The organism is Paenarthrobacter sp. AT5 (genome assembly GCF_032764245.1).
Lineage (GTDB): Bacteria > Actinomycetota > Actinomycetes > Actinomycetales > Micrococcaceae > Arthrobacter > Arthrobacter ureafaciens.
In genome coordinates, this window is sequence record NZ_CP136441.1 from 1,278,439 (window position 1) to 1,297,962 (window position 19,524).

The following is a 19,524-nucleotide window of genomic DNA, read 5'->3' on the forward strand; positions in this document are numbered from 1 at the left end:
GTAATTAGTAATCAAACGCCGCTGCACAGAGGACCGGAACGAACACCGGGAATCGGAAAACATCCAAGCAGCAGCTGCAAAATCAGGAGGGACGCCATGGGGCAAGCGTTGCGTATCCAGGAAGATGCAGTCGTCGCAGAACACGCGTCGGTAAAATACCGGTCGCGGGAAGTACCCGGGGATTGGTATGTGGATCCGGCGGATCCCGAAGCGGCAGAGAAATACAACCAGAACGTGCAGCAATCGCTGGAGGAGCAGGCAACGGCGCTCCTCGCAGCCCACGAGGCCTTGATCGGGGACGACCCCGCCGCGGCCGAGGACGAACTTGACGATCCACCCATGGAGTTGCGCCGTCCGCTTGAAAACCCGGTGCAGCCTGTCTGGATCGGGTTGCCTACGCAGGCTGACTTCGATGATGAAGGTGAGCTTGGCTGGCAGACGGATGCGCTGTGCGCACAGACCGACCCCGAAGCCTTCTTCCCTGAAAAAGGCGGTTCCACCAGGGACGCCAAGAAGGTCTGCGGAGCGTGCAACGTCCGCTCGCAGTGCCTTGAGTACGCCCTCGCGAACGACGAACGATTCGGCATTTGGGGCGGCCTCTCCGAGCGTGAGCGTCGTCGGCTAAGGAAGCGAGCGGTCTAATTCTTAAGGAAGTGCACGTTACCGCCGTCGTGGTTGCGCACGACGGCGGGAACTATCTCCCCAGGACATTGGCGGCATTGTCGAACCAGACGCGTTCGGCAGATGCCGCCATTGGCGTTGATGCGGGATCGACCGACCATTCGGCGGAACTGCTCCGTAATGTGCTCGGCGATGCCAACGTGGTGGAACTTCACCACCACGCAAAAGCCGGGTTTGGTTCTGCCGTCCGGTCCGGATTGGAGCAGTTGGCTCCCGCCGGATCAACGTCGTCGGAAACAACGGAATGGATCTGGCTGCTTCATGATGACGCGGCCCCGGCCCCGGATGCGCTGGCGGAACTCCTCCACGCCGTTGAGCGGACTACGTCGGTAACAGTTGCCGGCTGCAAGCAGTTGGGCTGGGACGACGAGCGGCACTTGGTTGATGTGGGCTTGTCCACGAGCCGATGGGCAGAACGCCTGACGCTGATCGACGCTGACGAGGTGGATCAGGGCCAATACGATGCCCGCACCGACACCTTCGCAGTCAATTCGGCAGGCATGTTGATCCGACGCGACGTCTGGGAGCAGTTTGGCGGCTTCGACCCCGCACTGCCCGGGAGTGGCGATGACGTCGACTTCTGCTGGCGGAACTGGCTTGCAGGCAACCGTGTGGTTGTTGTTCCCAGCGCACGGATGTTCCACGTGGAGCACCGCCCCAACGGTCTGGGAACCTCCGCGGCTGCCCGCAAGGCCCAGATCCACCTCCGCCTCAAACACACTGCCTGGTGGAAAGTGCCGTTCCACGCTGTGGGCGCGCTGCTGGGCTCTTTGCTGCGCCTGGTCCTCAGCATCCTGGTGAAGGAACCCGGCTACGGCTTCTCGCAATTCACCTCCACGGTTTCCGCCCTTGCCCGTCCAATGGCAGTGGTGCGAAGCCGACGCTCAGCCGCCCGGACGCGGAGCCTGCACCGGACCGTGGTCCGGGGACTCCAACGCTCCTCGCGCGAGGTCCGCGCGCACCGGCGTTCGCTGCTGGAAGCCATCCGACCCCCTGAAGAGCGCCAAGAGGTCTCCGATCTCCTGGCACCCGAACCCAGCGGAGACTCCACGGACGACTTCGCGGCACTGGCCACGAACGAGCGCGGTTGGGTGGGAACGGGAGCGGTGGCAGCGGTCCTCGTCACCCTTGCCGCATCGATGGTGGGACTTCTCGGGCTTCTCCGCACGGGAGCAGTTACAGGAGGAAGCCTACTGCCGGTGTCCGCGACTCCGGGAGCCATGTGGGACAACGCCTCCACGTGGTGGATTTCGTTGGGCGCCGGATTGCCCGGCCATGGTGATCCGTTCGGATACGTTCTGTGGGCGATCTCCATCCTGGGCGGTGGCGACGGCAACGCAGCGATGAGCTGGCTGTTGGTCCTGGCCCTGCCCCTGTCCGCACTGGGCGCTTGGTTCGCCGTTGGTGCGTTGACCAGGCTCCGCCGTTTCAGGATGGTAGCGGCCCTTGTCTGGGGGAGCGCGCCTGCACTTCTGATTGCCGTCAACGAGGGCCGTCTTGGTGCCCTCGTGGCACATGTCCTGATGCCCTTGCTGCTCTTGGCGCTGTTGCGGGCGTCCGGTTCAGCACTGGCCAACGGTGGCCGGCACCAACTCCCCGCCCGCCGTCCCGCCCCGGGCCGAAGCAAGCCCGGGGTCAACGGAGTGCCCTCATGGACAGCAGCTGCTGCAGCGGGCCTGGTCATGGCTGCCATTACGGCATCAGCTCCCTCGTTGCTGGGGCCCATCGCCGTAGCCATCGTCCTGGCTGCCGTTGTTTTGGGACGTCGGGGGAAAACGCTGTGGTGGTCGCTTCTGCCCAGCGCCGCACTCTTCATCCCGTATGCGATTTCCGCCGCGGACCGCCCCCGCTCCTTGCTCGCCGATCCCGGCGTGCCCCGGTTCTTTGAAGCGGCACCGCTTTGGCAGCAACTCCTTGGGCAGCCGCTGGCGTTCGACGTCGACGGCGGACTAACCGGTCTGGGGCTCTTTGGACCGGGGTCGGTTCCCTGGGCCCTGATCCTTGCATTGCTGATCGGCGTCCCGGTGCTGGTGCTTGCTGTCGTCGCCTTGTTCCTGCCCGGTGAGCGCATGGTCCTGGCCCGTATTTTCTGGCTGGCCGCCCTGGCCACTCTTGCCTGCAGCTGGTTGTTCGGGCATGTGGCTACGGGCGTGAACAACAACGTACTGGCCGGCCCCTTCACAGGACCGGCTGTTTCGGCGGCCGGGGTACTGCTGTTGGGTGCTGCGATGATCGGCGCCGACCGCATCTTCGGCACGTCCCGGTCCGCGGGTGCAGGGCGTTGGAAGCCATCGCTGCGCGGAGCCGTCTCGGGTGTCACCGTCGCCGTCCTGTTGTCCGGCCCGTTGGCCGGCATGGGCGCTTGGGTAGCCCAGAATGTCCTGCAATCGGATGCCCCGACGACCCAACGTGCGGAGGCCGGTGCGGCCGCCTCACTCGGCGCTTCACGACAGGTCCGGGCGGTGGAGACCGCCACCCTGCCGGCCACCGCCGTCGACCGCGGCGTGGGACCCGAGCGGACCAGGACGCTGGTTATCACCAGCGGCGAGCAGGGCGAGTTCACGTCGTCATTGATGCGGGGCGCCGGCACCACTCTGGACAGCCTTTCCACGATCGCCTCGGCCCGCACCATCAGCGGTGCGCCGGGCCGGGAGGAAATGAACACCGACGACGCCGCAACCGCCTCGCTCCGCAGGGCCGTAGCGACGATCGTCGCGAGCACGGGGGTGGATCCACGTGCTGATCTGGAACAACTCGGCGCAGGTTTCGTGGTCCTCAAGACTGCGGACAGCGCCGCGCAACTGACCGCCAGCCGGATCGACGCAGTCCCCGGACTTGTTGCTGTGGGGCAAACCGAAGCGGGATGGCTGTGGCGCGTCACTCCGCGCGGAGCGGCGGCCACCACGGTCTCGGACACCGCAGTCCGCGCAAGGATCATTGATGCCAAGGACACCGTGATCGGTGCCCTGCCTTCCGAGGACGTGAGCGTGGCCGGGGACGTGCCTCCAGGCGACCCGGGACGCAAGGTAGTACTCGCTGAGCGCTTCGACACCGGCTGGAAGGCGTGGTTGGACGGCAAGGAGCTCCCTGCCACGACGTCCGGCTGGTCCCAGGCCTTCGAACTTCCCGCCACCGGCGGGCACCTTGAAATTCGCCACACCAACCCCTGGGCCCTATGGCTGGGAATCCTGCAGGTAGTGGTATTCGGGCTCACGGCACTCCTGGCCGTACCCGTACCCGCCCGCCGTTCCCGGACCGGCATGACAAGGGACGAAGTTTCCCTCCGTAAGGAGTACAGCAGTGTCTGACGAACAGGAGAAAGCGGGCCGGGACAACCGGCGCAATTCCAAGAGCCGGCGCGGTTCCAACAAGGGCGTTGTCGGCGGGGTGGTGTCCGCGATGGTGATCCTGGCCGCCGGGGGAGGCGCGGTGGCAGCATCCGGAATGGTTCCCGGGCCAACGGGCAGCAGCAACGTCGAAGTGAAGCAAGCCGATGTCCCTGCCGGGCGGTCGCTTGGCGTCTGCCCTGAGCCTGCCCGGTTGGTCACTGGAACCGATGTGGATACCGATGCCGACTTCAGCCCGGTATCGACAACCGCGACGAGTGCGCTCAACGCCGTCGTCCTCAGCAATCCGGCCGGAACGGTCCCCGGCAGCAACGTCACGTCCCTGGACGGCAAGGGCATAGCCAGGATCGCCCAGGCTCCCGCCAGCACGCCCTCGCCCACGCCGGGTCCGCCCGTGCTGGCCGCAGCCGTTGCTTCCATCACATCCGTGACGTCCCCGGCAGTGGTGGGCGCGGATCCGATCGGCAACGAACAGGCCTCCTTGTCTGCAAACCTCAGCTATTCGGCCACGGACGGTGACCTGCGGGGCATGGCAGCCGCGCAGTGCCAGCAACCCGGAAACGACTCATGGTTGCTCGGCGCCAACACGGCTTTGGGGCGGACTGCGGTGCTCAATCTCAGCAATGCATCCGAGACCCCTGCCACGGTCAGCCTGGACCTCTTTGGTGCCCAGGGGCAGATCCAAGCCCCCGGCGCCAGGGGCCTCCTGGTCGCGCCCGGGACCACACGCTCGGTGAACCTGGCCGGATTGGCCCCGAACGAGTCGGAACTGGCGGTGCACGTCCGCAGTACCGGCGGGCCCGTGGCCGGAACCATCCAGCAGAGCGCCCTGCGGGGGCTTGTCCCCGGCGGCGTTGACTTCCTCTCACCCGGCACGGCGCCGTCCACGCTTCAGGTGATGTCCGGCGTCGATATCCAGGATGCCGCAGCTGTTCAGGCACTCGGCGGGAAGCCAGGTTTCACCGATGCTGTCCCGTCGCTCCAACTGGCCGTTCCGGGCTCCAGTGACGCCGTGGTGCAGGTGAAGGTCTACGGCGCCAACGGAGAACGGCAAATCCCCGACGGAGGAGTGGTGACCGTGAAGGGCGGCACTGTTGCGTCGTTGAAACTGGACGGACTTCCTTCCGGCAGTTACACCGTCACGGCGAGCTCGGACGTGGCGTTCGTGGCCTCCACCCGCGTTGTCCGGGGAGCCAAGGCTGACTCGCCGGCCGACTTTGCCTGGTCCCCTTCCGCTTCCCGCCTGGGCAGCCAGCACTTGGTAGCTGCTCCGCGCGCGGGCCAGAGCTTCTTCAGTTTCGGGGTGCCGGAAGGGCGGGCAACCGTGAGCTATGCCCCGGTGACCGCCGATGGCAAGGTCGGGAAGTCCGTGGACGTCGATATGTCCGGCGGCACGACGTCCCTGATCGAGCTCCCGGCCACGTCGGGCGGTGCTGCGGTAGCGGGTTACGTGGTTTCAGCTGAAGGTGGTCCCGTCTACGGTTCCGTGGTCCTGGGAAACAAAGACCGTCCCGACGTGGCCGTGCTGGCCATTCAGGACGCCGCGGACGGCCTGCGGAAGGTGCCCGTCACGGTCGGTTACTGAGCGGCCTGCAGCCGGTTCGGTACGCGGTGCAGTCCGGCTTGAGGCTGCCGGCACACCGTGCTACTGATAACGACGGCGGTACACGGGGTCGAGCGTCTCAGGTGGCACTCCGAGCATCTCGGCCGTGTACTCCACCACAACGTCATGGACCAGGTCCTGGAGTTCCTCGCGGGTGCCCGCAGCCTGTTCAACAACCCGCCGGTACACCGTGATCATGGGAGGTTCGCCTCCGCGGGCCGGCGTGTATGCCCCCATGGGCGCTGCCGTGCGTTCGGCGACCAGCTGCTCCAACCGGGGCGGGATCTCATCCACGGCAAAGAGCACGCCATCGAGTTGCTGGCCCCACATCTCCTGCAGCCGTTCGGCCGAGTCGAGCACCATGTCATCGAAGCGCTCGGAGCGGGACCGGAAGCCCGGAAGGTTGGGGAGCATCAGCTCGCCCCGCAGGCCCCGCCCATGACGGTTGCGACGGCGCCGCCGGAACCCGCGGGGGGCTTGCGCAGCAGGGTCAGTGGCCTGACTGCCGTTGGCCTCATTCCACTGGATGGTGAAGCCAGGAACCTGTGGCTGTGACTGCATACAACGACTGTAGTCCCGCCCAACCGCCAGCGCGACATCATGGGGCCGGCGCCGCCGTCGGGCCCTGCTTCGGAGCCGAAATGCGGCCTGCTGTGCCCGTCAATGCACGCTCCAGGGGCCAACTGCGGCTAATCTGGGATGTTGTGGGTGCTATTCGCCAGTGTTCAAGATCAGCCTGCCGCCAGTCAGCGGTAGCTACTTTGACGTACGTCTATGCCGAGTCGACCGCCGTTCTGGGCCCGTTGGCAACGTACGCCGAACCCCACGCCTATGACCTCTGTGCCCAGCATGCGGAAACGCTGACCGTCCCGCGGGGATGGGAAGTGCTTCGCCTGGCCATGCCGGGCACCCCGCCGCAGCCGGGCCCGGATGATCTGCTGGCCCTTGCGAACGCAGTGCGGGAAGCCGCATCCGCAGCACCGGAAAGCCCGTCCCGTACCCCGCGCACCCCGGTGGAACCGCCTGCCGCTGTTGAGGGCACCCGACGGGGACACCTGAGGGTCCTGCGCGAACCTTCCTGACCCGGCGGGCGGCCCGGGTCCGGAGCAATATTTCGCCGGCTCCGTGACGCTTAGTCCCGCGCGGTAGGCTGGAACCTGCAGAATAATCAGCCCGTGGCGCCATGCCCGGCGCCATCCAGGGAGCATTCACCATGCCAAAGGTAAGTCCTGAACTGTTGTCCATCCTGCGTTGCCCGGTGACAGGGTCCGCGCTGGTGCAGGAAGGCGAGGAGCTCGTCTCCACCGAGGCGGACGCCGCCGGCAACAAGGTCCGTTACGGAATCGAAGACGGAATTCCCCTGCTCCTGCCGCCGGACCTTCTTCCGGCCGCCGACGCCTGATTCTCCCAAGACACGAATTCCACAAGGTACATCGAAGGACACCCATGACTTTTGACTACAAAGTAGCCGACATCTCCCTGGCCGAGGCCGGACGCCACCAGATCCGCCTCGCCGAACACGAAATGCCGGGCCTGATGTCGCTGCGCGCAGAATTCGGCGCCTCCCAGCCCCTGAAGGGTGCCCGGATTGCCGGCTCGCTGCACATGACCGTGCAGACTGCCGTGCTGATCGAGACCCTCACCGCTTTGGGCGCCGAAGTCCGCTGGGCATCGTGCAACATTTTCTCCACCCAGGACGAGGCCGCGGCCGCCGTCGTGGTTGGCAAGGGAACTCCGGAAGACCCGCAGGGTGTTCCCGTGTTCGCCTGGAAGGGCGAAACCCTGGAAGAGTACTGGTGGACCGCAGAGCAGATCCTCACCTGGCCGGGTGCCGACAGCAACCCGGAGCTGGGCCCCAACATGATCCTCGACGACGGCGGCGACGCAACGCTCCTGCTGCATAAGGGCGTTGAGTTCGAAGCCGCCGGGGCTGTCCCGGCCACAACAGAAGAGGACCCCGAGGAATACGGCATCATCCTGGACGTCCTTCGCCGCACGCTTGCCGAGGACCCGCAGAAGTGGACGCGGACCGCGGCCCGCATCCAGGGCGTCACCGAGGAGACCACCACGGGTGTCCACCGCCTGTACCAGCTCGCCGAGCAGGGCAAGCTCCTCTTCCCGGCCATCAACGTCAACGACTCCGTGACCAAGAGCAAGTTCGACAACAAATACGGCATCCGCCACTCCCTCCCTGATGGCATCAACCGCGCCACCGACGTCCTCATGGGCGGCAAGGTCGCCGTCGTTTGTGGCTATGGCGACGTCGGCAAGGGTGCGGCCGAGGCGCTCCGGGGCCAGGGTTCCCGCGTCGTGGTCACCGAGATCGACCCCATCTGTGCCCTGCAGGCCGCCATGGACGGATACCAAGTGGCCAAGCTGGAGACGGTTCTGGCGCAGGGTGACATCTTCATCACCACCACCGGCAACAAGGACGTCATCTTGGCCGAGCACATGGTGGGCATGAAGAACAAGGCGATCGTGGGCAACATCGGCCACTTCGACAACGAGATCGACATCGCCGGCCTTGCCAAGCTTCCCGGCGTCAAGAAGGTCGAAATCAAGCCGCAGGTCCACGAATGGGTCTTCGACTCCGGAACGGACAACGAGCGCTCCATCATCGTGCTCTCCGAAGGCCGCCTCCTGAACCTCGGCAACGCCACGGGCCACCCGTCGTTCGTGATGAGCAACTCCTTCGCCAACCAGACCATCGCGCAGATCGAACTCTGGACCAAGCACGACCAGCCTGCCGGCGAGCGGGAGTACGAGAAGCAGGTTTACGTCCTGCCGAAGATCCTTGACGAGAAGGTGGCACGCCTCCACCTTGACGCGCTTGGCGTAGAGCTGACCGAACTGAGCAAGGAACAGGCCGAATACCTGGGCCTCGACGTCGCCGGGCCCTACAAGCCGGAGCATTACCGCTACTAAGCCTTGTGACAAGAACTGGAAGGCCGGACACGCGAACCTGCGTGGCCGGCCTTTCGGCTAAAATTGACTGTTCAGTAAAGCTGCCGGGGGACAGGAAGACGGGAACCATGACCGAAGTCGCAAAGCGGAAAACAGGCAAGGTCGTTGCCATCATCGGGATCTGCGCGGCCATCGCCGCCGGCGGAATCGGTGTGGCCACCGTCCCCGGCCTCCTGCCGGGCTCCGCCTCCAACGACGCCGGAACGGTGCAGTCGGCCGCTCCCGAGGCCAAGCCCGTTGAACTGGGCGTCACTCCGCTCGATGGCGCAGTGGAGTGGAATCCGGTGGTCGGCCCGCAGGTGAAAGCCGTCAACGGGAAAATCAAGGATGTCCGCCTGGTTCCTGCCGACGGGGGCGCTCCCGTGCAAGGGAAGATCAGTCCGGACGGCAGCACCTGGACAACGCTGGAGGTCCTGAAGTTCAAGACCCAATACAACTACTCCTTCACGGTGGCTGACTCTGCCGGCAAGGAAACCACCAGAAACCAGACTTTCACCACCGTCTCGGCAGCCTATGAAGCGGATGCGTCCATCTACCCCCGCAACGGCACCGTGGCAGGTTCAGGGCAACCGATCGAGATCAACTTCAGTGAACCGGTCCTGGACAAGGCCGCCATGGAAAAGCGCGTTGCCATCACTGTCTCCTCGGGACAGCCGGTGGCGTGGCACTGGTACTCGGACAAGAAAGTGCGCATCCGGCCCGAAGCCTTCTGGGCCGCGGGAACCACTGTCACCGTGGACATGAAGCTCCTGGGCGTCGACTTCGGCAACGGAATGATCGGCAACGGGGATGTCACGTCCACCTTCACCACCGGTCCGCAGCGCATAGCCGTGGTTGACGACACCACCAAGACCATGAACGTGTACATCGACGGCAAGCTGGCACACACAGCGCCGGTGTCCCTGGGCGGGGAGGACTGGCTCTCGCCCACGGGCTATGCGGTGATCATGGAGCAGGAACGCCACTCCAACTTCAACGCCGGGACCATCGGGCTGAAGCCGGGGGACAAGGGCTATTATCCGCCGCTGGTGGTGGAGTACGCCAACCGGCTGACGTGGTCCGGCGTCTATGTTCACCAGGCTTTGGAGGCCGCCTGGGGTGCCATTGGACGCGCCAATGTGTCGCACGGTTGCGTGGGTCTCTTGCCTGAGGATGCCGCCTGGTTCTTCAACAACATGAAGACCGGCGACGTCGTGCAGATCCTCAACACCGGCGCCCCCGCCGTCGAGCCGCTCGAAGGCTTCGGTGACTGGAATATTCCATGGGCAAGCTACGCCCAAAGGTAGGACCAGGCAAAGTCAGCGCTCCGTGAACGGCAGCTTGCGGAGCCTTTCACCGGTGGCCAGATTGCGCTGCTCGGCACGCTTGAGCCGCTCGTACTCCCGGTTCCGGCGTTCGCCCAGGACTGCCCCGATGTAGTCTCCGGGCATGGTTCCTGCCGGCGGGGGCGGAGCCACATAGCTGGCAAGTTCGGAAGCCAAGGCAATGGCCATGTTGGTTCGCGATGCCGGCGCCATCCGATAAGCCTGTTGGACGAAGGTCGCCGCACGGCGCGCGGTATTGTCCGGGATACGCCCAATGTCGGCCATGGCCACCCACCCTTGAAGATACGGTGGCGCGGCAGGCAGGATACGCGGTTCCACAGGAACCCTCTGGCGAAGGGAGTATGTTCCGGCCACGATGTCACCCAACCGTTTGGACTTCTCGCTGAACAGCGCCACACCAATGGCGAGTCCACCAAACGTCACGTAGATTTCGAGGAACCCGAGCAGCCCGCGGATAACCGCATGCCGGAACCGGATGGAACCGCCGTCGTCGCGGACAATGCGGAGTCCTGCGGCAAGCTTGCCCAGGGAACGACCACGGGTGAGGGTTTCCACCGTGACCGGGACGATGACGAACGAGAAAACGACGCAGGCCAGGATGATGGCCCGCGTTGCGGCCGCGTCCAGGTCCGGGGCGGCGAAGCCGACGAGGATGATCAGCAGGATGAGCAGCACGACGTTCGCGATGACGTCCAGGACCAGGCCCAGGGCGCGGGCGGCGAATGAGGCAGGGCGCAGTTCAAGGACCACTGCCTCGCCTGTGACGATTGAACTCAACCGGGCGCCGCCTCTCTCGTAGCTTTTTGCCCTGCGAAAGGCATGACCTGCCTTTGCTGCACTGAGTCTAGCTGCGTCCCCGCTGCCGCGCGCGCGTCAGGGACTAGGGTGGAGCCGTGGACATCGACGCCTTCTCAGCCGTGAACGGGAGCAAATGGTCCAGGCTTACTTACCTGGCCCATAAACGGCGGCTGACCGGGGAAGAGGCCGACGAGTTGCTGCGGCTGTACCAAACCGTGTCAGCGCACCTGTCGCTGATCCGTTCCGTGGCGCCGGAATCGGCCTTGTCGTCGTCCCTGTCCGCAGCCTTGGCCCAGGCACGTACCCGGTTTACAGGGGCCAGATCCAACTTCATGGAAGACCTGGCCCGCTTCTTTGTGATCGCGTTGCCTGCGGCTTTCTACCGAATCCGCTGGCTGACCGTGTGGTGCGGACTTTTCTTTCTGGCGGTGGGTGGGGCGTATGCGTTGTGGATCGGTACCTCGCCGGAGGCCTTGCGGGCGGTATTCGGCAGCGACGACAATATCCGCCGGTACGTCGAGGACGACTTCATCGACTACTATTCCGAAAACCCCGCAGCATCATTCGCCGGCGCCGTGTGGACCAACAACGCCTGGATCTCCGCGCAGGCTGTTGCCTTCGGCATCACCGGATTCTGGGTGCCCATGATCCTCTTCCTCAACGCCCAGGCGGTAGGAGCCGCGGCCGGAGTCTTCGTGGCGACCGGGAAGCTGGACATCTTCTTCAGCTACATCCTTCCGCATGGCCTGATGGAACTGACGGCCGTCTTCATTGCATGCGCAGCCGGATTAAGGATCTTCTGGGCCATGGTCCAGCCGGGCCCGAGAACCCGGCTCCAGGCTGTTGCGGAGGAAGGCCGCTCCTTGGTGACCGTTGCGCTGGGACTGGTTCTGGTGCTGCTTGTCTCCGGCGTCGTCGAAGCATTCGTGACGCCCAGCCCTTTGCCGGTGTGGGCGAAGATCACCATTGGGGCGATGGTCCTCGCCGCCTACTGGGTGTACGCACTGCTGCTGGGCGGACGTGCCTTCCGCGCCGGGGAAACGGGAGACCTGGAAACGAACGACGCCGGATACCGGGGCATAGCTGCGTAGGCACCTTACAGTTACGTTTCAATCTTGCCGACGGCGGGGTGGCTCCTGTTTCGGTGCAAGGGCGGACTGTAGGCTCGAATGCAGACAAGAATCCGGCAGCACGCAGTGGCCGGTCGATGCCTACGGAAGTGAAACCGCTGTGAGCGACAAGAGCCCGAAACCACAAGAACCGGACACGGACGTCCACGACGATCCCGATGAACCGGCCTTCGAATGGATGAAGCCCGCATCGTCCGGCGCCACGTCGGCTGCGGGGAACTCCGCCCCAGCCGATGCAGCTACTAAAGCCCAGCCGGCGTCCTCGGCCCCGACTGGATCCCAACCCGAAAGCCGCACTGGATCCCAGCCCGCGGCCCCGACGGGAACCCAGCCCGAAAGCCGCGCTGGCCGCAAGGCCGCCGAAGCTGCGGAAACTGAGCCCGAGCCCCCGCTGTTCGCAGGTTCTTCCCCTGCCGGCAAACCAACCGGCGGCGCGTCGCACTCGGAGCCGTTACCGACATCGGCCCTTCAGCTCCGTCCGCCCGAAGAGGAAGTTGCCCGCCGCAACGCAGAGCGCGAGCAAGCGGCCAAGGTGAAGCCGCTGGCGCCCCGCATCTTCCAAGTGCTGCTCGCGATTTTCTTCCCCATCATCTTGCTGGTGCTTGCCGTCCGTGCAGTAGCCAGCCCCCTGTTCCTCTGGATCGAGTACAACCGGCCGGGTTTCCCCGGGGACGGCTACGGGTTCAGCACCGAAGACCGCATGACCTACGGCTCCTATGCAGTGGACTACCTCAGCAACTGGGCGGGTCCGCGGTACCTGGGCGGCCTGGTCCATGAGGACGGCAACCAGCTGTTCAAGGACTCCGAAGTTTCACACATGGCCGACGTCAAGCTGGTCATACTGTCTTCCTTCGGGGCCGGCCTCCTGCTGATCATCCTGAGCTTCATCGCCATCATGTACCTCCGGAAGAAGAGCGACGGCGGTGTCCGCCGCGGCCTGTTCGCCGGCTCGATCGTCACGCTGGTGATCATCATCGGTCTTGCCGTGTTGGCGGTCCTGAGCTGGCAGCAGTTCTTCACCGAGTTCCACCGCATCTTCTTCGCCAGCGGCACCTGGACTTTCTCGCTCGAGGATACGCTCATCCGCCTTTTCCCCGGCCAGTTCTGGGTCGATGCCGGAATCGTCATCGGTGCCCTGGTGTTCCTGGCAGCCACGGTGACCTTCATCCTGACGTGGCCCACACGCCGTCGTCGCGGTCTGGGAGCCAAATCGGCGGATGCCAACGAATCTGCCGATGTTGAGGCCGAGGCTGCAGACCCCACCAAGGATTCAGCAACCACCAAGCGGTAAGACTGCGTTCAGCGCAGGTGGCGCTACTTTGCGTAGAGCTTCTCCACCAGCTTGGCGAAGTCGTTCGTCACCACATCGCGCTTCAGCTTCAGCGACGGCGTGAGGTGGCCTGATTCTTCGGTGAGTTCGCTGGTGATGAAGTCGAACTTCCGGATGGACTCTGCGGCGGACACCAGCCTGTTGGCTTCATCAACGGCGGACTGCACTTCAGCGCGGACCCGCGGGTCTGTGGATGCTTCCTGGAGGGACAGCGCACCGAGCTTGTTCTCCGCGCACCAATCCGCAAGTCCTTCAGGATCGAGGGCGATCAATGCGGCAACGAACGGCTTTCCATCGCCGACGACCACTGCCTGGCCCACCAGTTGGTGTTCACGGAGCTTCTCCTCCAGCGGTGCCGGGGCGATGTTCTTGCCACCGGCAGTGACCAGCAGGTCCTTCTTGCGGCCGGTGATGGTGAGGAACCCGTCCTGGTCGAGCTCGCCGAGGTCTCCCGTGCGGAAGAACCCGTCGACGAACGCTGCCTCCGTGGCGGCCGGGTTGTTGTGGTAACCCTTGAAGACGCCGATGCCCTTCACCAGGATTTCTCCGTCGGAGGCTATCCGGATGGTGGTCCCGGGGAGTGGAATGCCTACGGTGCCGACGCGGAACATGCTGGGTGTGTTGACTGTGCAGGGGGCAGTGGTTTCGGTCAGCCCGTAGCCTTCCAGGACGGGAACGCCGGCACCATGGAAGAAATGGTTCTCCCGAAGGCTGAGCGGGCTTGCACCGGAGACCGTGTAGCCTACGGCCCCGCCAAAGACCTCGCGGACCTTGGGGTAGAGGAGCTTGTTGAACACTGCATGCTTGGCGCGCAACGTCCAGCCGGGCCCGGTGCCCTGCCCGCGCGAGGCGAGGTCCGCCGCCGTCGAATACTCCACAGCCGTTGACGACGCCGCGGCGAAGAGCCGCCCTTTGCCGCTCATGGCAGCCTTGTGCCCGGCTCCTGCGTAGACCTTTTCGAAGATGCGGGGGACAGCCAGCAGGAACGTCGGTTTGAAGGCGCCGAGGTCATCCATCAACCCGCTCGCTCCTGCGCTGTGGCCCATGGTGATCCCGCCGGTCATTGAGACCACCTGCACTGCCCGCGCCAGGACATGGGCCAACGGCAGGAACATCAGGGTTCTTGCCCCCGGCTGCATGAGCAGTTCAGGCAGGAAGGGAATGACGTTGCGGGTGATGCGGACAAAGTTGCCATGGGTGATTTCGCAACCCTTTGGCCTGCCCGTGGTGCCGGAGGTGTAGACAATCGATGCGACATCGGCAAGGTTCGCGGCGCTGCGTTGCCGTTCCAGCTCAGTGTCGGTGATGCCGGTCCCGACGGCGGATACGCTGGTCAGGTGCGGTGCCTCACCTTCGTGTTCCATGCGGATGATATTGACCAGGTCATCACCCAGGGCGGCCGACTTGTCCACCACAGACCGGACCAGTTCAGCCTTGGCTGTGTCCTCGACGAAGACGCGGCGGGCTCCGGAGTCCACCAGGATCCATTCGATCTGGCCTGCCGATGACGTCTCGTAAATAGGAACGGTGACCCCGCCGGCCATCCAAATGGCGAAATCCACCAGCGTCCACTCAAAGCTGGAGCGGGAGAGGACAGCCACCGGATCTCCGGGGTTGAGCCCTCCTGCAATCAAGCCCTTGGCGAGTGCGCTGACGTCGGCCAGGAACCGGGATGCCGTGACGTTCAACCAGCCGTTGGGTGTCTTGTGGGCATAGAGGATGCCGAAGGGATCTTTGGTGCACCGTTCCAGGAGGAGGTCCGTGACGTTGCTGTCCTCATCGGCCTCCACCAGAAGCTCTGTGCTTGCTTCCCTCACGACCCTCCTCGCTTCCTGGGCTTGGCTGTGTGCCGTTGCCCGCGCATTTCTTCCATGGATCAGCCTAAATCCATGAAGGCATCCACATCCTCATCCGCCAGTCCTGGTAACTGATGACCTCTGCGGTCAGGACGGGGTAGAAGAATGCCGTGGCAATCACAGCGAGCATCACCACGAGACCCACGACGTACAGCCCTGAGCGGCGCCGCCAGGGTGGATCGTTGCTCCGCCCCAGCGCCAGGCCGAGGACGTAGGTGAGGGCAAGGACCAGGAAGGGCTCGAAGGACACTGCATAGAAGACGAACATGGTGCGTTCCGGATACATGAACCACGGGAGATAGCCTGCGGCAACCCCGGCCAGGATGGCTCCGGCACGCCAGTCACGCCGGCCCGCCCACCAAAAAAGAAGGATGACCAGGGCAATGGTTCCGCCCCACCACACGACGGGGTTTCCGACTGGAAGGATCGCCGAGGAGCACGTTTCAACGACGCAACCGGACGTGCCCTGCTTGGGGGCCTGGTAGTAGAAGGACGTGGGCCGGCCCATCACCAGCCACGTCCAGGGACTCGATTCGTAAGGGTGGTCCGAGCTGAGGCCCTGATGGAACTTGTACGCCTCCAGGTGGTAGTGCGCCAGGGAGCGAATCGGGTTGGGCAGCCAGTCCCAGCCGGGCGACGGGTTGGTGGCAGCCCATTGGCGGTAATAGGCGTCCTTGGACAGGAACCACCCGGTCCAGGTGGCCACGTACGTCACGCACGCGACGGGGATGATGGTGAAGAACGCCGCGATGCCGTCCTTGATAATCGCCGCGCTGGCCCAGCTCCGGATTCCTGCAATCCTGCGGGCACTCATGTCCCAAAAGACCGTCATCAGACCGAACACGGCCACGAAGGAGAGCGCGGACCACTTGGTGCCCACCGCCAAGCCGAGGCAAAGGCCCGCCACCAGGCGCCACCAACGCATTCCCAGCCATGGACCGGAGAGGAGCTGAAGCGGGGATGGCACCCCGCCGGGCGAAGCAGCCGCTTGCGCGGCGAGCCGGGAAGCCAGACGACGGCGGCCGTCGTCGCGGTCCAACAGCAAGGCGCCGAACGCCGCCAGGATCCAGAAGGCCAGGAAAATATCCAGCAAGGATGTCCTGGAGAGCACCAGGTGGTGGCCGTCCACTGCAAGCAGCACTCCGGCAACCAAACCGAGGGTGTGGGAGCGGAAGAGCTTGAGCGCGATCAGGGACACCAGGAAAACCGTCAGTGTTCCGATGAGAGCCGCCCCGAAGCGCCACCCTAAGGGGTTGTCTGCTCCGAACAGCCACATGCCGAACGCAATCATCCACTTGCCCACAGGCGGGTGGACTACATACTCAGGACTGTTCAGGAGGACGTCGGGGTTGCCCGCGTTGAAGGAATCATTGGCCTTGGCCGGCCAGCTCCGTTCGTAGCCACTCACCAGGTAGGAGTAGGCGTCCTTGACGTAGTAGGTCTCATCGAACACGAGGCTGTGCGGAACCTCAAGGCGGACGAAGCGGAGTACGCCGGCCAGGACGGCGGTCAGGGCAGGGATGAGCCAGAACCAGAGACGCAACGACGGCGGGTAGTCCCGCCAGCTGTGAATGCCGCCAATAAGGCGGTTCCGGAGGCTCTTTGAGGTGAAGGCTTCAGCCGGCCGTGCAATCCAGGATTGCCGCTCCAGCCCGCGCGGCTTAAGGCGGGCGTCCTTTCGGTGGTTTTGCGGGAGCTCCCAAGTAGTCAGTTCCCTTACCGGTTCTTTTGTGTCAGCGGCCGCCGTTCCGTCGGTGTCCCGGGAGGGGACCGGCGTCTCGGCAGTTCCGGAATCGGTGGCAGGAACGGACGACTGGTTCACCCGCCCCATGCTACCTTTCCGTCCTTGGGAGAAACCGGAACTGCCTTTGAACGGCTGGCCGGGGCAGTAGGCTTGGCAAGTGGACGAAGAACGCAGCACCCCTGTTGAGAACCCCTTGGATGACGAATTTTCCGCAGGGGAAACCGTGCAGTCTCCGGAGCGGGGCACCCCCGGTATTGGCAGGATCGTCCTGGCCGCCACACCGATCGGAAATGTGGGCGACGCATCCTCGCGGCTGATCGAGCTCCTGGGCACATCGGACATCATCGCTGCGGAGGACACCCGCCGGCTCCATCGCCTGGTCCAGGCCCTTGGCGTTGAGGTATCCGGCCGCGTGATCAGCTACCACGAGCACAATGAGGTGGCCAAGACCGGCGAACTCCTGGACCAGGTGCGCGAGGGCAAGAGCATCCTCATGGTCAGTGACGCGGGCATGCCGGCGGTTTCCGACCCCGGCTTCCGTCTGGTCGAAGGCGCTGTTGCCGCGGGCCTGACCGTCACCGCTGTTCCCGGCCCCTCGGCTGTGCTGACTGCCCTGGCGTTGTCCGGCCTCCCGACAGACCGCTTCTGTTTTGAAGGCTTCCTGCCCCGAAAACCCGGGGAGCGGAATTCCCGGCTGGGCGAGCTGGCCGACGAACGCCGCACCATGGTGTTCTTCGAGGCCCCGCACCGGCTCGAAGTGATGTTGCGTGCCCTCCACGAGCGGTTTGGCCCGGAGCGGCGTGGAGCGGTGTGCCGTGAACTGACAAAAACCTACGAGGAAGTCATCCGCGGGTCCTTGCGCGAACTCCTGGAATGGGCCGAGAACAACGAGGTCCGTGGGGAAATTGCCGTGGTGGTGGGCGGTGCACCTGAACAGGCGCCCGGAAAGCCGGAAGACCACGTGGCGGCTGTCAATGAGCTGGTAACCCAAGGCATCCGCCTGAAAGAGGCCGTGGCCGCAGTTGCCGAAGACGCCCGCATCAGCAAGCGCGAACTCTACGCGGCGGTCCTGGCGGCGCGCTAGGAAGTGCTGTGCAGCTGCACAATTACGGGGCCACCGTGCAGTGCGCACAGGCGTAGACACTCCTTCCGGCCGGGCAGTACCGTGGCAGTAATTCAAGCCACTTCTGGCAAGGAACCCTAGTGGTGCAACACTCCAAAGCACCCAAGACGAAGGAGTCGCCATGACTGTCACGGTTGAACGCGAAAGCGAACTGCTGGCTTCCGTCCCTACTGGCCTGCTGATCAACGGTCAGTGGCGCCCCGCGGGATCCGGAAAGACCTTTGATGTTGAGGACCCTGCCACGGGCAAGGTGCTGCTCAGCATCTCCGACGCCGGTCCGGAAGACGGCGCCGCTGCCCTGGACGCAGCTGCTGCTGCCCAGGCCGACTGGGCCCGCACGGCACCGCGCGAACGCGGCGAAATCCTGCGCCGGGCGTTCGACATGGTGACCGAGCGCGCCGAAGACTTCGCACTGCTGATGACCCTCGAAATGGGCAAGCCCCTGGCCGAAGCCCGCGGTGAAGTAACCTACGGCGCTGAGTTCCTGCGCTGGTTCTCCGAAGAAGCAGTCCGTGTCTCCGGCCGCTACTCGGCAGCCCCGGACGGCAAGAACCGCCTCCTGGTCCAGAAGAAGCCCGTGGGTCCCTGCCTGTTGATCACTCCGTGGAACTTCCCGCTGGCCATGGCCACCCGCAAGATTGCCCCCGCCGTTGCCGCCGGTTGCACCATGGTGCTCAAGCCCGCCAACCTGACCCCGCTGACGAGCCTCCTCTTTGCACAGGTCATGCAGGAAGCCGGCCTTCCCGCAGGTGTCCTGAACGTCATCCAGACCTCCACCGCAGGTGCCGTCACCGGCCCGCTGATCAAGGATGACCGCCTCCGCAAGATCTCCTTCACCGGTTCCACCCCGGTGGGCCAGGCCCTCATCCGTGAGGCCGCGGACAAGGTCCTGCGCACCTCCATGGAACTGGGGGGCAACGCCCCGTTCGTCGTCTTCGAAGACGCCGACCTGGACAAGGCCGTCGAAGGCGCCATCGCTGCCAAGATGCGCAACATGGGCGAGGCCTGCACAGCAGCCAACCGCTTCATCGTCCACGAGTCCGTCGCCGACGCTTTCGCTGAGAAGTTCGCAGCGAAGATCGGTTCCCTCACCACCGCCCGCGGCACCGAGCCCGAATCCAAGGTCGGCCCGCTGATCGACGGCAAAGCCCGCGACGGCGTCCACGCCCTGGTGAGCGAGGCAGTCGCAGGCGGCGCCGAGGCAGTCACCGGTGGTGCCGCCGTCGACGGTCCCGGCTACTTCTACCAGCCCACGGTGCTCAAGAACGTGGCCGAGGGTGCCCGCATCCTCAAGGAAGAAATCTTCGGTCCGGTTGCCCCGATCATCACGTTCTCCACCGAAGACGACGCAGTCCGCTTGGCCAACAACACCGAGTACGGCCTGGTTGCCTACGTCTTCACCAAGGACCTCAACCGCGGCCTGCGCGTCAGCGAGAAGCTCGAGACCGGCATGCTCGGCCTGAACGCCGGAGTCATCTCCAACGCCGCTGCGCCGTTCGGCGGCGTCAAGCAGTCCGGCCTGGGCCGCGAAGGCGGCGCAGAGGGCATCGAAGAGTACCTCTACACCCAGTACGTAGGTATCGCGGATCCGTACGCCGACTAGCATCCCTTCCGTGTCCACCG

Annotated in this window: 15 protein-coding genes; 11 read left to right on the forward strand and 4 right to left on the reverse strand. The window is 64.8% G+C overall.

What is annotated here, in order from left to right; all coding sequences use genetic code 11:
* Positions 1 to 96 precede the first annotated feature (96 nt).
* The 3 genes from RI444_RS05980 to RI444_RS05990 are packed head-to-tail and all read left to right on the forward strand — an operon-like array spanning position 97 to position 5,613.
* Positions 97 to 642: a WhiB family transcriptional regulator gene (locus RI444_RS05980; RefSeq protein ID WP_021471485.1), complete on the forward strand. Its 546-nt coding sequence runs from the start codon at positions 97 to 99 to the stop codon at positions 640 to 642.
* Between the two features lie 11 nt (positions 643 to 653).
* A complete protein-coding gene (locus tag RI444_RS05985) occupies positions 654 to 3,989 on the forward strand; it encodes a glycosyltransferase family 2 protein (RefSeq protein ID WP_079941359.1) in 3,336 nt (1,111 codons plus the stop codon).
* A complete protein-coding gene (locus tag RI444_RS05990) occupies positions 3,982 to 5,613 on the forward strand; it encodes a DUF5719 family protein (protein ID WP_316963875.1) in 1,632 nt (543 codons plus the stop codon). Before RI444_RS05985 ends, RI444_RS05990 begins: the two co-directional genes overlap by 8 nt.
* A 60-nt stretch (positions 5,614 to 5,673) precedes the next feature.
* Here the strand turns inward: RI444_RS05990 and RI444_RS05995 are convergent, their stop codons facing one another.
* Complete coding sequence (locus RI444_RS05995) at positions 5,674 to 6,192, reverse strand: metallopeptidase family protein (RefSeq protein ID WP_021471482.1); 519 nt, start codon at positions 6,190 to 6,192, stop codon at positions 5,674 to 5,676.
* 143 nt (positions 6,193 to 6,335) lie between these two features.
* Between RI444_RS05995 and RI444_RS06000 the strand changes: the two genes are divergently transcribed.
* The 4 genes from RI444_RS06000 to RI444_RS06015 all read left to right on the forward strand — a co-directional run bounded on the left by RI444_RS06000 (position 6,336) and on the right by RI444_RS06015 (position 9,881).
* Positions 6,336 to 6,713, forward strand: coding sequence for a DUF3499 domain-containing protein (locus RI444_RS06000; protein WP_228145582.1), 378 nt, complete (start codon positions 6,336 to 6,338; stop codon positions 6,711 to 6,713).
* Between the two features lie 131 nt (positions 6,714 to 6,844).
* Positions 6,845 to 7,033 carry a hypothetical protein gene (locus tag RI444_RS06005; RefSeq protein WP_062099075.1) on the forward strand — a complete coding sequence of 63 codons (189 nt, stop codon included), beginning with the start codon at positions 6,845 to 6,847 and terminating at the stop codon, positions 7,031 to 7,033.
* A gap of 44 nt (positions 7,034 to 7,077) precedes the next feature.
* Positions 7,078 to 8,556: an adenosylhomocysteinase gene (ahcY, locus tag RI444_RS06010; RefSeq protein ID WP_021471479.1), complete on the forward strand. Its 1,479-nt coding sequence runs from the start codon at positions 7,078 to 7,080 to the stop codon at positions 8,554 to 8,556.
* Positions 8,557 to 8,663: 107 nt separating this feature from the next.
* Positions 8,664 to 9,881: an Ig-like domain-containing protein gene (locus RI444_RS06015; RefSeq protein ID WP_021471478.1), complete on the forward strand. Its 1,218-nt coding sequence runs from the start codon at positions 8,664 to 8,666 to the stop codon at positions 9,879 to 9,881.
* 12 nt (positions 9,882 to 9,893) lie between these two features.
* On the opposite strand, the gene RI444_RS06020 is transcribed toward RI444_RS06015, so the two are convergent.
* Entirely contained in the window at positions 9,894 to 10,697 is an 804-nt protein-coding gene (locus RI444_RS06020) for an RDD family protein (RefSeq protein ID WP_021471477.1), read from the reverse strand.
* A gap of 116 nt (positions 10,698 to 10,813) precedes the next feature.
* On the opposite strand from RI444_RS06020, the gene RI444_RS06025 reads away from it, so the two are divergent.
* Positions 10,814 to 11,809 (forward strand): stage II sporulation protein M, encoded by a 996-nt coding sequence (locus RI444_RS06025; protein ID WP_170828525.1) that lies wholly within the window; start codon positions 10,814 to 10,816, stop codon positions 11,807 to 11,809.
* A 139-nt stretch (positions 11,810 to 11,948) separates the two neighbouring features.
* Complete coding sequence (locus tag RI444_RS06030; protein ID WP_242703124.1) at positions 11,949 to 13,139, forward strand: TIGR01906 family membrane protein; 1,191 nt, start codon at positions 11,949 to 11,951, stop codon at positions 13,137 to 13,139.
* 23 nt (positions 13,140 to 13,162) lie between these two features.
* Here the strand turns inward: RI444_RS06030 and RI444_RS06035 are convergent, their stop codons facing one another.
* Entirely contained in the window at positions 13,163 to 14,995 is a 1,833-nt protein-coding gene (locus tag RI444_RS06035) for an AMP-dependent synthetase/ligase (RefSeq protein ID WP_207604971.1), read from the reverse strand.
* 64 nt (positions 14,996 to 15,059) lie between these two features.
* Positions 15,060 to 16,856, reverse strand: coding sequence for a dolichyl-phosphate-mannose--protein mannosyltransferase (locus RI444_RS06040; RefSeq protein WP_316963876.1), 1,797 nt, complete (start codon positions 16,854 to 16,856; stop codon positions 15,060 to 15,062).
* Positions 16,857 to 17,031: 175 nt separating this feature from the next.
* Between RI444_RS06040 and rsmI the strand changes: the two genes are divergently transcribed.
* On the forward strand, positions 17,032 to 17,862 hold the full coding sequence (rsmI, locus tag RI444_RS06045) for a 16S rRNA (cytidine(1402)-2'-O)-methyltransferase (RefSeq protein WP_062099081.1): 831 nt from the start codon (positions 17,032 to 17,034) through the stop codon (positions 17,860 to 17,862).
* Positions 17,863 to 18,022: 160 nt separating this feature from the next.
* Positions 18,023 to 19,504 (forward strand): NAD-dependent succinate-semialdehyde dehydrogenase, encoded by a 1,482-nt coding sequence (locus tag RI444_RS06050; RefSeq protein WP_021471471.1) that lies wholly within the window; start codon positions 18,023 to 18,025, stop codon positions 19,502 to 19,504.
* Positions 19,505 to 19,524 lie beyond the last annotated feature (20 nt).

Coding starts and splice junctions, on each gene's coding strand:
- RI444_RS05995 (WP_021471482.1), bottom strand. CDS start 6,192: ATGCAGTCACAGCCACAGGTTCCTGGCTTCACCATCCAGTGGAATGAG.
- RI444_RS06050 (WP_021471471.1), top strand. CDS start 18,023: ATGACTGTCACGGTTGAACGCGAAAGCGAACTGCTGGCTTCCGTCCCT.
- ahcY (WP_021471479.1), top strand. CDS start 7,078: ATGACTTTTGACTACAAAGTAGCCGACATCTCCCTGGCCGAGGCCGGA.
- RI444_RS05980 (WP_021471485.1), top strand. CDS start 97: ATGGGGCAAGCGTTGCGTATCCAGGAAGATGCAGTCGTCGCAGAACAC.
- RI444_RS06015 (WP_021471478.1), top strand. CDS start 8,664: ATGACCGAAGTCGCAAAGCGGAAAACAGGCAAGGTCGTTGCCATCATC.
- RI444_RS06005 (WP_062099075.1), top strand. CDS start 6,845: ATGCCAAAGGTAAGTCCTGAACTGTTGTCCATCCTGCGTTGCCCGGTG.